Origin of the sequence: Alienimonas chondri (assembly GCF_013036045.1) — a bacterium.
Taxonomy (GTDB): domain Bacteria; phylum Planctomycetota; class Planctomycetia; order Planctomycetales; family Planctomycetaceae; genus Alienimonas; species Alienimonas chondri.
Map to the genome: position 1 here is coordinate 1 of NZ_WTPX01000134.1, position 12889 is coordinate 12889.

Here is a 12889-nt window from a genome sequence, read left to right on the forward strand (position 1 = left end):
GTCCGGCCCCCCTCCGCCGGATCCGCCGGCGTCATAAAGAGCGGCGAGGCACCCATCGATCCCCGCATCCCCCTGCGACAGCTCCCCGCAGGACTTCTCCGCGGGCGAGCCGAGGATCAGGCGCCACCGGCGGCGACGTTCGTCTTCGGTCATGGTTCTATTGCGATTGATAATGGACGGAACTGCGACCGTCAGGGAGCCGGCTCTCTCGACGTTGAACGAAGTTCGAGCTGCACGCCGGTGACGGCGGCCGCACAGAGCCGACTCCCTGACGGTCGCGGTTCCAAGTCGTCACGTTCCGGCCCCCAGGATCGTTCGGAGAACTGGAATCACCCGCCGCGCCCGCTCCTCATCGACGGCCGGGCCGGCGGCGAGGGTTTTGGAGGACGGAGCGTTCGGGGAGCCGTCGAGATCTTTGACCCGCGTGCCCATCTCCCGTCGTTCGGGATGGGAGAAGTGGGCGAACGAACGCCGCAGCAGCGGCAAGACTTCAAGGAACCGCTCGTCGTTCAGCGTGGTCAGCCAGCCGTCGAGCGCCGCCCAGACCGCGTCTTCGTAGAGCAGCACCTTCGCGGAGCCGCGCAATAAGCCCTCGACCCACGCCGCGGCGGCGGCCGGTTCGGAGGCGGCGGCCAACGCCAATCGGGCGCGGCGGGCGAGGTCGTCGGCGTCGATCGCCCGCTCTTCCAAGAGCGTGCGGGCCGCCCAGCCGCGGAGCAAGCCGTGCACTTCGTCCTCGTTCGTGAGCGCGAACAGCACGCCGCGCCACGTCTCCGCTTCCTCGCTCAGTTCGAGCGTTTTGAGCGCCCCGTGGACGCCCGCCGCCCCGCCCAGCGCCGCGGCGGCGGCCTCGTCGTCCAGCGCCCGACAGGCGGGCGGGAGGCCGACGAAATAGCGTTCCAGCATCCCCCGCAGCACCGGCAACAGATCCTGTGCCGCGGTGCCCCGCACGTCCCCATAGCGGGCGACCCGGGCGAGCGGCGGGATCGCGGCGGCCAGCCCGGCCGCATCCGCCGCCACCGCCGCGGCGTCTCGCACCCGATCCACCAACAACCCCACCGCCCCCGGCAGATCGGCCAGCAGGGCGGCGTCCAATCGTTTGACGAGGTCCGCCAGCCCGTCGCTGCCGCCGGCGTGCTCCGTCAGTTTTGAAGAGGCCGCCGCCGGAACCGTGCCGCCGTAGCGATTGGATTCGATGATCCGCACGGCGAACTCGGGTCGCCAATCCAGCGTCCAGGCCTCTTTATAGGTGCCGGTCCCGCTTTCATGGCTTCGAACGCCCCACGGCACGCCGAGGATCGCCAGCCGGTGCAATAACCGACTGCGCTCGAGGTCGGTCTCTTTGCGGAGATCGAGCGTCACCGATTTCTTCTCGCCGGTCGGTTTGAAGCGCAGGCGTTTCTGGGTCGCTTCGAGGTCTTTTTGAAGGGGAACGGCGGGGGCGTCCGGCGGGACCGAACCGAGCGCGTCGCCCACTTCCAGCTTGCGGCGAATGAGGGCCAACGGCGCCGGCTCGCCGTGGCAGAGGACGCCGAGGATCGCCTGACTCAGTTCGCTCAGACCGGGGGCGCAATACCCCCGCAATGCAGCGAGGGCGTCGGCGAGGCGGACCGCTTCGATCACCCCGGCGCTGCTGGCGTCCTGGCCCTCCTCCCTTAAGAGCCGGGCCGCCCGCGTGACCCAGCCGATCGCAGGCTGATCGCCGCCGTCAGGCGACGAAGCGGCCCACAGATGGCCGTACCAGCCGGGGCTTTCGATCCCGGCGCCGTAGCCGCTGGCCTGCGTGAGCCGGTCGTTCGTCCACGGGCAAACGGTCGCCGCGGTTTTCACTTTCCCCAAACCCTTCAACAACTCCCGATCCGGTTTATCCGGGCCGAGTCCGTTTCCTCCGGACCCCAGCAGCGCCGGGACGTGCCACGCCCCGCAGACGACCGCGATGCGATGCCGCCCCGCCTTCACCGCGGCCCGTACCCGGCGCCGCATATACGCTTCGCGGAGGGCGTCGCGGTCCTCGGCGAGGTCTTCGCCGTCCGGCAGATCGGCCTCCGCTTCGGTCCGCAGTTCGGTCATCGCTTCCGCGATGGCGTCGAACAGCCCGGTCGCGTCGCGGCGCTGTTCGACCTGCTGTTCCCACCAGCGCTCCCGGTCCTCATACCCCGCCGCCCGCGCCAACCAACCCAGCGGATCGGAGCGAATCGGGTGCAGGTCGTACCGCTTTCCGGCGCCCTCCGCTTCGCCGTCGCCGTCAGGCGGCGCGCCCGGTTCGTCCTCCAACGGTTCATCGTCATCTGCGTCGCTCGGGGGCGCGCCGCCTGACGGCGACGGCGAAGCGGGCAGCACATCCCCCTCCGGCGTTTCCGCCTCCTCCAACGCGAATTGGTGCGTCATCGGCAGGTCGATGAACTCGACCTCCGCATCAGCGTTTAACGCCCAGCGGGCGGCGGTCAGTTCTGGGGAATAATCCGCCAGCGGGAAGAACGCCGCTTTCGATGCATCGTCCGCCCGGTGCACGAGCAGCGCCGCGGGCGGGACGAACGCCGGGTCAGCGAGCAGCGGAATGAGGTCGTTCGCCTCCGGCGGGCCTTCGATCAGCACGGCGTCCGGTCGATACTCCGCCAACGCCGCTCCCAAAGCCCGCGCGCAACCGGGGCCGTGATGGCGGACGCCGAACAGTTTGACGGGGTCGGGGGCGGCGTCAGTCACGTTACAGGGCCTCCCGGCAGGCCCTGTAAAAATCGCCCCAGCCGTCGCGTTCCTTGACGACGGTTTGCAGATACTCCTGCCAGACGACGCGGTCCTGCACCGGGTCTTTGACGATCGCCCCGGTGATGCCGCTGGCGAGGTCGCGGGCGTTTAACACGCCGTCGCCGTAGAAGGCGGCCATCGCCGTGCCGCTGTTGACCACGCTGATCGCCTCGGCGGGGCTGAGCGTGCCGCTGGGGCTTTTGAGCTTCGTCTTGCCGTCGTCGGTCAGGCCGTCGCGGAGTTCGCGGAACACCGTCACGACCCGACGCACCTCCTCCAGCGCCGGGGTTTCGGCCGGCAGTTCCAGCGCTCGGCCGAGTTGTTCGCTGCGGCTGCGGACGATCTCCACCTCGTCCTCCAGACTGTCCGGCGTGGGCAGCACGACGGTATTAAAGCGCCGCATCAATGCGGAGCTGAGTTCGTTCACGCCGCGGTCGCGGTTGTTGGCGGTGGCGATGACGTTGAAGCCGCGCGTCGCCTGCACCTCCGTATTTAATTCCGGAACCGGCAGGGATTTCTCGGAGAGAATCGTGATGAGGGTGTCCTGCACCTCGCTGGGGATGCGGGTCAGTTCCTCCACGCGGCAGATCTTGCCGGTGGCCATCGCCCGCAGCATGGGGGACTCCGTCATCGCCGCTTCGCTCGGTCCTTCGGCCAACAATCGAGCGTAGTTCCAGCCGTAGCGCAGGGCGGATTCATCAGTGCCGGCGGTACCCTGAATCAACAACGTGCTGTCGCCGCTGATGGCCGCGGCGAGGTGCTCGCTGACCCAGCTCTTGGCGGTGCCGGGGACGCCGTATAAAAGCAGCGCCCGGTCGGTGGCGAGGGTGGCGACGGCGATCTCGATCAGCCGTTCGTTGCCGACGTATTTGGGCGTGATCTCCGTGCCGTCGTCCAGCGTGCCGCCTAATAAATAGGTCTTCACCGCCCAGGGGGAGAGGTTCCAGTTCGGCGGTTTGGGCCGCTCGTCCGCGGCGGCGAGGGCGGCGAGTTCGTCGGCGTACTGCTCCTCCGCGTGGCGCCGCAGGACGGCGCTCTGATCGGCCTTCGGCTTGTTCGCCGGGGGCGATTTTTTCTTTGCGGCCATGAATCGATTCCGAGGTGGTTGAGAGACGGATTAAGGCGTTGCTTCAACACCAACCCGAAGCGTCAGCGAGGGCGGCGGGCGCAGCCCGCCCGCTGCGCGGGCGTCCCTCGCTGACGCTTCGGGTTGATGATTCCAACGTCCTGAAAACAGCGCTTAGGGGAGGAGTTCGTGAATGCGGCGCCGTAATCGCAGGGCGTCGATGGCCTTTTCAAGCCACTGCGGCGGATCGCCGTCGGTCGGCCAGCCGGGGGGCAGATCGGCGAGGACGGCCGGCGGCAGGCGTTCCAGCGTCAGCGGTAGCGCCGCGTGCCAGGTGTGATACTCGTAGCCGCCCTCCCAGCCGCGTTTATTGCGGCCCTGCTCCACCGCCGCGACGACGGCCCTGGCGAAGCCGTCCGGCCAGGGAGTCGGGACGGCGGCCCACAGGGCCGATCCGAGTTCCGCAGGCATCGCAGCGACGACTTTCGTCGTCAGCAGCGGCGTCACGAACGCCGCGGCGGCGTCCGGCGACAGAGCGGTGAGGAGCGTGGTGAAATGCGGCTGAACGTTCGGCAGTCGATCCGGCCACCCGCGCTTTCGAGCCTTGCGGTTCAGCCGCTCCGTCAGCCACGCCGACAGCGCCGGCGCCCAGTCGGCGGCGACGGACGGATCGGTCGCCGCGAACCGGCCGCAGGCGTCCAGCCAACCGGCGAGCGTCTCTTCGCCATGCGCCGTTTTCTCTCCCGCCTGAGCCAACGCGATCAGCTCCGCGGGACTCCGCTCGAACCGCTCGGTCCAGTGCGAGGGCGTCACGCAGGCCAGCGCCCGCACCAACCGTTCAGCCCGGACGCCGCGGTCGGTTCCCGGCGCCGGTTTCTGCGCCAACAGGCCCCAGTCGATCCCGCCGTCCCCTTCCATCTGCTGACCGGAGGCGGGGGGCAACGTGGCGACCAGCGTCGCTTTGCGGCCCTTTTCAAGCGTCAGCAACAGGTCGGCGACCGCTTGGCGGGCGGCGGCGAAAGCGGACCCCGGCAGGCCGAGCAGCAACTGCTCCGCGACCGCCGGCACCGCTTTGCTGCGGTCGGTCAGGGCCGCTTCGAGGAACGGCTCATCCGCTGCCGACAGGCCGATCTCGAACGACTCCAGCAGGGCGGCCCGGCGGAAGGCGGTCTCGCCCTTCCACACCTCGTCCAACGCCTCCCGGGCGGCGGCGGGGTCGGCGGCCCGCCACGCTTTCAACGCCAGCAGCCGCGTGCCGAAGTGGTCCGCGGCGAATTGGGCGGCGAAGCGGTCGGCCTCCGAGTCGGCGGCGCTCTCGGGCGAGGGGTCGGGGGCTTCCTCCAGCAGCCACGTCCATTCCGGGTTGAACTGCGCCAGCCAACGGCCGCGGGGACCGACGGCGGCGGCGACCGCGGGCCGGAGCGACTTCGAGGAACGCCCCCAGTTCGCGGCGTCGAGGGCGACGGGCAACGTCGCCGGCGGCAGCGACCAACCGCGGGCCGCGAGCCGATTGCACAGCTCCCGCAACAGCCCGAGGTACTCCGGCGACGCCGACCCGTGGACGGGATCGAGCACGCCGCAGATCGTCACCGCGACCCGGGCGACCTCCCCCGGCAGCGGGGGCGTTTCGCCGTCGTCGCACGGCTCGGGCGGCGTGGGGGCGGGCGTCGGCACGCGGCCGGCTTCGGTCCAGAGATCCTCGGCGGCGACGGAGAGCAGGAACCGCGCCTCCGGCGTGTCTCCTTCCCGGGAGACAAACGAGAGTTCCTCGAGAGTCGTCTCGACGCTCGGGCCGGCCTTTGAGAGACCGACGACGGCGGCGCGGGTGCGCTCGTTCATCGTTCGACTCCCGCAGGCGACTGCTGTTTCGGGGCGCCGGCGTCCCACCGCAGCGGGCGGAACCGCGGACCGCCGACCGCATCGGTCGCGTATTCGCCGGCGACCGTCAGCGGGCGACCGCCGCTTTCGGTCAGCAGCGCCCACCAATCGTCCTTCGCCAATCGCACGCCGGCGCCCGCTTCGTCCCGCAGCCACCATTTCTCATTGTCGATCATCGGCGTGACGCCGGCGAGCACCCCCGCGAACCGCGTGCGGAACGGGCAGGCGGCGAGTTCGTCGGCGACCTCGTCCAGCAGTCCGGCGACGTCTCGGCCCGGCGGGAGGGGGACGGGGACCGGCTCCGATTCGCGGCCCACCACCACGGCCCGACGCGGCGCCGCGGAGGGGTGGAAGGCGAGGGTCATCGGCTGCACGCAGCCCTCCACGAAGGTCTCCGGGAACCCCTGCCCGCCGGCGCCCATGTGCGGGACGAACTGCACGACCTCCGCGGTGCGTTCGGTCATCACCCCTTTCAACCAGGTCCGCCGACCGCGGACGCGGTCTTCGTCCCACTCGATCGTGCCGAGCGTCAGCCAGGCGTCGTCGACGCGTTCCCCCTCGGCGATCGTCTCCTTCTCCGACCGGTTCCAGCCGATCAGCGTCCGCACGTCCTCCCGCAAGCCCTCCGGCAGTTCCTCCTGCCGGCGGTACGCAGCGGTCAGCAGCCGCAGCGAGGCCAGCCCGGCGAGCAAGCGATCCGGCCAGTCCGGGCCGCTGCCAGGGATCTCTGAAAGGCTCCGCATCCGAGCCGCGAGGCCGCCGGCCTGGGCATCGACCAAGCGGGCGGCTTCCTTCTCGAACAGGCCGGGGCCGCTCGTCTCGAACTCCGCCAATCCGCCGCGGAGGCGGTCGTCCAACCACAGTTCCAACCGCTCCAGCCCGGCGGCGATCTTCTTCTCCCGGGCGGCCCGACGCTTCGCCAGCGCTTTGGGATCGACGGGCTTGGCGGTCGCCGCTTTCGTGGCCTTCGCCTGGGCGGTCGATTCGCGTTTGGAGAGCCACTCCTGCACCCAGTCCGGCGGCTCGCCGGCGGGACAGAAGGCGTCGTCCTCCGCGGCGCCGATCAGCAGCCCGAGCGAATGTTTGCAGGGCAGCTTGCGGCTGGGGCAACTGCACTTCCACGCCGGCCCGGCGAGGTCGATCCGCACCTGATAGGGCGTCTTCCCGCTGCCTTGGAACGCCCCCCACAACGCCGCGTCCGACTGTCCGCGGTCGCTCCATTTGCCCGCCTGCCCCGCGAGCTTCCGGCCGTTCTTGAGGCTGGAGGCGTCCGGCGCCAGCCCTTCGGCCCATTCGACGGTGAGGAGAGCGGCGGACACGGCAGCGAACCCTTCAACTCGCACCCGGGGACCGGACCAGTGTGCGCACGTCCAGTTGACGCCGCAACCTCAATGAAGCCAGTTTGCCGAACGAATCGAAAAGTTCCTCCCCAACCGGATCGCTCTGCCGAGCCTGCCATGACGCCGCCGGATCTCGAGACGTGGGCGGCGCTCTCCGTCCCGGAGAAGCAGGCGTTCGGCGAGCGATTGGCGAAGGACCTCCCGACCGGGTTCGCCTTCGCCGGCGTCATTCGACATGAGCTGGGCCAGATCGCCCGGGAGGTCGCCCACTTCACCCTTGCCGAGGCGAAAGGACCGGCCGCGACCGCGTGGGTTTTCGTCCCGGGCGGGGAGGCCCGCTTGGGCTTCGACGCGATGATGTGGGAACCGGAGGCGGAGGAACGGGACAGTTGGGCCGGCACGGCGGAGGGCTACGGGCTCGCCCCCGATCCGATCGTGCATCTGAAGGACGTGCTGACGCCGGTTCGCACCGCGGTTCTGCCCCCGCTGCTGGTCGAGGCGGAGTCCCGGGAGGTCGGCTGGCGCCCGGCGGATCCGACCGATGCGCTGGTGAAGGAGGTGCTCGCACTGGGCAAGAAGCACCTGCGGGGACGGGCGGCGGGAGGGTCGTCGTCGATCGGTCGAGACGGCCGCGACGTGCGGGTGCGGCGGGATGAAGCCAGGACGCTGATCGCCGAGGAGGCCGACGACCTCACGCCCGAACGTCTCGCGGCGACCGTGCGGGCCGGGGGCTTTCGCTATCCGACGGACGACGAGTGGGAACGCCTGTGCGACGGCGGGGCGAAGACGCTGTGGCGCTGGGGCGAGCACGCCCCGATGGACCGCTACCCGACCGACGTCAGCCCCGCCGAGGCCCGCTGGCGGACGGCCTGGGCGCTCTCCGGCGGCACGCTGGACCGCCCCGCGGAAGGGTTCGAGACCGATTGGGATCTGCACCTCCGCCCGAACGCCCTGGGGCTTTGCATCGCCCAGAACCCCTACCAGCAAGAGGTCGTGGAGAACGCCGCGGGAGAGGTCGTCGGCACGCGGGGCGGCGACGGCGGCTGCATGCTCTGCGGCGGCGCCGGCTTCCTCGCCGGCTGGCTGCCGCTCGCGACCGCGTGGCGTGAGCCGGACTTCTGCGGCTTGGATTCCGAAGTCGCCCTTTACCCCGGCCACACGTTCGGGCGGCGGGTGTTGGAGTTGGGGTGAGGAGCGGAATGGCCCTTCACGTCCGCGGTTCCGGCTCGAACCCCGCGAAACGGAAATGCCGGTCGAAGGTAAAGGCCGAGCGAATGCCGACGCGGGTCATCAATGCGAAGGAAATACAGTCGGTGAAGCTCACGCCTTGATCGGCGAATCGCGTGAACCATTCGAGGGCGGCGTCCTCGTCGTGGGCGTCCGGCCGCAGGATCGTCAATGAGGGGGAGTGAAACCAACGCCTCGCCCTCTCGGCAGCGAACTCGTAGCCCGCCTTCCGCGCCAACAGCGTCGCGGCTTCGTCCAGCACGAAGTTGCTCGTCACCAGCAGCCGGCGACGGGCCGCGAGGCGGTTCCAGTAGGCGACTGCCGCGTCGTGGTGCTGATCGGGAGCAAAATGACGGGCGATGAACGGTCCGGCGTCGACAAACGTCATGACGCGGCGTCCGTCTCGCCGCTCTCAACGATCGGGCCGTACAGGTAGTCGTCGTGCCGCTCGGCCATGTCGGTCGGGCCGTCGCCTTCGTAGATGGCGGCATCCGCGAACAGCGGATCGTTCGGATCTGGCGTCGCCGGCGGCCAGGGTCGCGGCAGGGAGGCCCGCACGCATTCGCTGACCCAGGCGTTCACCCCGATGCCGCGGCGCTCGGCCGCGCGGACCGCCTCTTCAAGCAGATCCGGAGGAAGGACGATCGTCTCGGGGGAGGCTTGCATGAGGAGACCCGTTGGTCGCGAGGACGATGCATGATAGCCACCGCTGGGCGTCACGGCCGCGGGACGTCCAGAAAGGTCCTCTTCCACGTCGCCGGGTCCGGCGACGGCAGGTCCAGCAGGGCGACGCTGCGCGGGTCCGCCCGCCAGCAGGCGCCGGGGTTCAATAAATGCACGCTTCGTTCGCCGGCCGGGCCATCTTCGGTTCGATTGGGAAACGTCTTCCGCTCCCACGCCCGGCGGTGGGTGTGGCCGCTGCAAATTAAATCATAATAAACGCCGTCGACGCCCCGCTCCGCAAAGTCGTCCTGCTCCCACTTCGTGCCGTGGGTCACGCAGATGCGGACGCCGTTCAATTCGATCAACGCCGGGTCGCCGTAGTGCAGTCCCCGCTCGTCCGCGGCGGTTTCGAGGGCGGCGGGGTCGCGATCGTTATTGCCCGGCACGAGATACACCGGCCGATCGCCGGCGACGCGGGCCAGTTCGTTCAACACGCCGTGGGCCGAATACCGCCCGCCGCCGACGTCGCCGCAATGCACGAACAGATCCGGGGCGTGAGCGTCGAGAACCGCCAGCGCGGCGACGGCCTCCGGGACGCGGCCGTGGGTATCGGCGAGGACGGCGAGCCGCTGCATGGCGGGAGGGGGGAACGGCGGAAGCGGAGAGGGGGCGATCCGCGGGGGCGACTGCGGACTCGGAACGATATCGTCCGACTTCGCCCATCCCGTGACTTCCCCCGATCGGCCCGATGATTCGACCGCGATTCGCCCCGTCGGCGCTCCTCCTGTCCCTGCTTGGCCTGACGCTGTCGGCGCCCGTCGCGGCTCACGGGGGCGACGACTGGTCGCAGTGGCGCGGCCCGAACCGCACCGGCGCCGCGATGTTGGCGGAGGGCGCCGAACTCCGCACCGACGCCCCGCCGGAGGGCTTGAAGCCGGTGTGGACCGCGGAACTCGACGGCGACCTGCGCGGCGGCTGGTCCAGCCCGGTGGTCGCGGACGGCCGGGTGTATTTAGCGGTCGCCGGTCGGGTGAAGAAGGAGGGCGTCGAACTGCCCCCGGCTCAATACCCGCCGCTGACCGAGGAAGAAGAAGCCGCCCTGCCCGCCGCCGAGGCGGAGGAATACGAACGGAATCGCCGGGCCGAGAGCCTCGAACGCCGCCGCACCGCCTTCACCGGCCGCGAGTCGATCACGTGTTACGACGCCGCCACCGGCGAGACGCTCTGGACGAACGACCGCGACACCCCCGTTACGCGGTTCCCCCAAAGCAGCACCCCGGCGGCGTTTCGATTGACGGAAATTCGTCCCCCCGAGGCCGCCGAAAAACTCCTTCATCTGAGCGGCGATCGGGTTCTCCGTCTACTTTCTGCGACGACCGGCGAGACGGAGTGGGAGATCACGCTGCCGGGCGAATTCGATGCGGAGCAAATCTCCTCTTCGCCGCTTGTGACGCCGAGTCTGAACGCAGGGGGAGACGCTTATATTCAAGCTGGATCGCTGTTCTGTGTGGAACTGCGTGACGGGTCGATCCGGTGGGACAATCAAGACGTAACCGGTCGCGATTCCAGCCCCGCGTTCGCCGTTGTCGGGGACGAGGCGGCCGTGATCGTCAACAGCGGCGGCGAGACGGTCGCCGTCAGTCCGCGGGACGGCAGCGAACTATTTCGTTTAGAAGAGACCGGCGCGTCGCGTTCCTCGCCAATCGTCTCGGGCGACCGCCTGCTGACCTACGGCGACAGTCGCAAAGGCGGCCTCCGCTGTTACGACCTCACGCCCGGCTCCCCCAACGATGGGCCGCCGGAGCTATTGTGGAAATATCAGAAGCTCTCCGACCCCGGCGCCACCCCCGTCGTCGCGGGGGATCTCGTGCTTGTTCCCGGCGATCGCCGGTTGGATTGCGTGAGTCTCAAAGACGGCGCCGGCCTGTGGACCGCCCGGCTGGATCTCGCCAAGCCGCGGTATACGTCGCCGGCCGCGCTCGTGACCACTGGAGCGAACGGCGAGACCGGCGGCGTCGGTCTTTATACTTACGGCCGACTGCTGGCCTTCGATCTGACGGGCGAGGAGTTCCGTCCGCGGTTCGATCTCTCCGTCGGTCCCGGCGCCGTCGCCAAGACGGAGGATCAATGGCGGGAGGAATTAAACCTCCCCGTCGGCGACGCGGAGAGCGTCGCCCGATTCGATAAAGAGGTCACCCGCGTCGGCCTGCTCCCCTGCGCCAGCCCCGCGATCGCCGATGGGCGGATTTATGTGCGACTCGAAAAACACCTCGCCTGTTACGATTTGACGAAGTGACCATGTCCTCCCCTCTCCCCTCCCTTTATGGAATGCCGGGGGGAGAGGAGGCGGGGGTGAGGGGGCTTTCACCGTTCGGCTGCCATGCACCTCCCGACCGCTCTCTGCACACTCCGCGAATGGCGGCCTACGCAGGCTCGTTCACCCTCACCCCCGGCCCCTCTCCCTGAGGGAGAGGAGAGAAAAACGCCGGCCTACCGCCGCACGCCGGCGGTCGTCTTGACGGTCCAGTCGCTCTCGCGGGCGGCGGCGGCGGTGTGTTTCGCTTGGGCCGCGCGGCCGGTGCGGGCCTGGAGGTCGGCGAGGTTCGCCAGGGCGATCGCGTGCTTCGGCTCGACGACCAGCGCCTGCCGCAGGCTGCGTTCCGCCCCGGCCAAGTCGCCGGTGCGAGACTGCACGAACGCCAGTTCGATTTGAGGCCGGGCGTCGCCGGGCCGGGCCGCGGCCCAGCGGGCCGTCAGATCGCGGGCCAACTGCGGGCGACCGGTGTTGAGATACAGCTCGGCGAGCTTATGTACCGTCGGCTGATGATCGGGGTGCAGCGCCAGCGTTTGCCGATACAGCGCCTCCGCCTGCCGGGGATTCGCCAGCCGTTCCGTCGCGGCGGCGAGGTTGTGGCGGTAGTCGGCGTCCGCCGGGTCGTCGAGCGTCGCTCTGCGAAACTCGTCCGCGGCCGCGGCGATCTGTCCGCGTTCGTATAACGCCTTCCCCCGAGCGTTTGCCGTGTGCCCGGCCAGTTGATTGCATCCCGAAAGCGTCGCCGCCAATGCGGCGCAGAACAGGACCGCGGCGGTCGAACGAACGAACATGCGCCGGGGATAACCTTTCGGGCGCGAACCGGGAAGGGGAACTCGCCGAACGGCGCTCGCGTTCGCCCCCCGCCGCCGCCCCGCCTCTCCCATCAACCCTCGGTGATGATTACGCTGGACGTCGCTCGTCCGCCCGCCACTTGGTCCCACGGTTCCCGCAGCGATGCTCGCACGCCCCTTCCCCGTCGCCCTCGCGGCGCTGCCGTTGCTGGTCGCCCCCCTCTGTGCCGTGGGTCAGGAAGGAGCGGGACAGCAGAGCGACGCCCCGGCCCCGGCCGCGAAGATGGCCGAGGCGGCGACCTCCCCGGTCGAGGACGGCATTATTGAACAGGGCGCCGTGCGGGCGGAGGCGGAGGCCATGCTGGAAGCGTTGCTCGCCCGCGAAGCCTCGAAGGTGCTGACCGCCGGGGAGCCGATCGCCCAGCGCGGGGACAGCCTCGCCGACGCTCTCGCCCAGTTCGGCAAGGAGGCGGGCCTGCCGATCTTCCTCGATCGCCCGCAATTGGAACTGCAGAAGATCGACCTGCGGGACGTGATCCTCGGCGATCCCCCGGAAGTGCCGACCGCCGTGCCGGTGACCGTCGGCCGGATGCTCAGCCTGCTGTTGGAAACCGTGCAGACGGCGCCGCTGACCGCGGTGAACGACGGCGGATTGCTCCGCATCACCACCCAGGACTTCGCCGACGAACGGCTCGTCACGCGGTCGTATGACGTCCGCGATCTGGTGCGGTTCCGCTCCACCCGCGCCGCCTCCGCCGGCCTGCTGCTGGACGCCTACGCCCCCACGCCGATGACCGGCGCCGGCGCCGGTCATCGGCGTGGGGGCGTAGGCGTCCAGCAGCAGGCCGGCGGAGGCGGCGCGGGT

11 protein-coding genes are annotated in these 12889 nt (G+C 69.8%); 3 read left to right on the forward strand and 8 right to left on the reverse strand.

The window, feature by feature from the left end:
• Nucleotides 1-291: 291 nt before the first annotated feature.
• From LzC2_RS16700 to LzC2_RS16715, 4 genes are all read right to left on the reverse strand, one after another.
• Nucleotides 292-2703, reverse strand: a complete 2412-nt coding sequence (locus LzC2_RS16700; RefSeq protein ID WP_171189102.1) for a DUF5682 family protein — start codon at nt 2701-2703, stop codon at nt 292-294.
• 1 nt (nt 2704) lies between these two features.
• Entirely contained in the window at nt 2705-3832 is a 1128-nt protein-coding gene (locus tag LzC2_RS16705; RefSeq protein WP_171189106.1) for an AAA family ATPase, read from the reverse strand.
• Between the two features lie 153 nt (nt 3833-3985).
• Nucleotides 3986-5650, reverse strand: a complete 1665-nt coding sequence (locus LzC2_RS16710) for a DUF5691 domain-containing protein (protein WP_171189108.1) — start codon at nt 5648-5650, stop codon at nt 3986-3988.
• Complete coding sequence (locus LzC2_RS16715; protein ID WP_171189110.1) at nt 5647-7008, reverse strand: SWIM zinc finger family protein; 1362 nt, start codon at nt 7006-7008, stop codon at nt 5647-5649. The genes LzC2_RS16710 and LzC2_RS16715 overlap by 4 nt, the downstream gene beginning before the upstream one ends.
• A 138-nt stretch (nt 7009-7146) precedes the next feature.
• Here LzC2_RS16715 and LzC2_RS16720 point away from each other — a divergent pair, with 138 nt between their 5' ends.
• Nucleotides 7147-8220, forward strand: a complete 1074-nt coding sequence (locus LzC2_RS16720) for a formylglycine-generating enzyme family protein (protein WP_171189112.1) — start codon at nt 7147-7149, stop codon at nt 8218-8220.
• A gap of 16 nt (nt 8221-8236) precedes the next feature.
• Here the strand turns inward: LzC2_RS16720 and LzC2_RS16725 are convergent, their stop codons facing one another.
• The 3 genes from LzC2_RS16725 to LzC2_RS16735 are packed head-to-tail and all read right to left on the reverse strand — an operon-like array spanning nt 8237 to nt 9554.
• Nucleotides 8237-8644, reverse strand: a complete 408-nt coding sequence (locus LzC2_RS16725) for a type II toxin-antitoxin system VapC family toxin (protein ID WP_171189114.1) — start codon at nt 8642-8644, stop codon at nt 8237-8239.
• Nucleotides 8641-8922, reverse strand: coding sequence for a hypothetical protein (locus LzC2_RS16730; protein WP_171189116.1), 282 nt, complete (start codon nt 8920-8922; stop codon nt 8641-8643). The genes LzC2_RS16725 and LzC2_RS16730 overlap by 4 nt, the downstream gene beginning before the upstream one ends.
• A 50-nt stretch (nt 8923-8972) precedes the next feature.
• Complete coding sequence (locus LzC2_RS16735) at nt 8973-9554, reverse strand: metallophosphoesterase family protein (protein ID WP_171189118.1); 582 nt, start codon at nt 9552-9554, stop codon at nt 8973-8975.
• Nucleotides 9555-9667: 113 nt separating this feature from the next.
• Between LzC2_RS16735 and LzC2_RS16740 the strand changes: the two genes are divergently transcribed.
• Nucleotides 9668-11215, forward strand: a complete 1548-nt coding sequence (locus LzC2_RS16740; RefSeq protein WP_171189120.1) for an outer membrane protein assembly factor BamB family protein — start codon at nt 9668-9670, stop codon at nt 11213-11215.
• Between the two features lie 194 nt (nt 11216-11409).
• Here LzC2_RS16740 and LzC2_RS16745 read toward each other — a convergent pair whose 3' ends face one another.
• Entirely contained in the window at nt 11410-12024 is a 615-nt protein-coding gene (locus LzC2_RS16745) for a tetratricopeptide repeat protein (protein WP_171189122.1), read from the reverse strand.
• Between the two features lie 163 nt (nt 12025-12187).
• Here LzC2_RS16745 and LzC2_RS16750 point away from each other — a divergent pair.
• Nucleotides 12188-12889, forward strand: a 702-nt coding sequence (locus LzC2_RS16750; RefSeq protein WP_171189124.1) for a hypothetical protein, incomplete at its 3' end; no start/stop codon positions are given.

Bases quoted from the DNA above. Each gene is read 5' to 3' on its own strand.
- LzC2_RS16705 (WP_171189106.1), bottom strand. From the start codon at position 3,832: ATGGCCGCAAAGAAAAAATCGCCCCCGGCGAACAAGCCGAAGGCCGAT.
- LzC2_RS16710 (WP_171189108.1), bottom strand. From the start codon at position 5,650: ATGAACGAGCGCACCCGCGCCGCCGTCGTCGGTCTCTCAAAGGCCGGC.
- LzC2_RS16720 (WP_171189112.1), top strand. From the start codon at position 7,147: ATGACGCCGCCGGATCTCGAGACGTGGGCGGCGCTCTCCGTCCCGGAG.
- LzC2_RS16725 (WP_171189114.1), bottom strand. From the start codon at position 8,644: ATGACGTTTGTCGACGCCGGACCGTTCATCGCCCGTCATTTTGCTCCC.
- LzC2_RS16730 (WP_171189116.1), bottom strand. From the start codon at position 8,922: ATGCAAGCCTCCCCCGAGACGATCGTCCTTCCTCCGGATCTGCTTGAA.
- LzC2_RS16735 (WP_171189118.1), bottom strand. From the start codon at position 9,554: ATGCAGCGGCTCGCCGTCCTCGCCGATACCCACGGCCGCGTCCCGGAG.
- LzC2_RS16740 (WP_171189120.1), top strand. From the start codon at position 9,668: ATGATTCGACCGCGATTCGCCCCGTCGGCGCTCCTCCTGTCCCTGCTT.
- LzC2_RS16745 (WP_171189122.1), bottom strand. From the start codon at position 12,024: ATGTTCGTTCGTTCGACCGCCGCGGTCCTGTTCTGCGCCGCATTGGCG.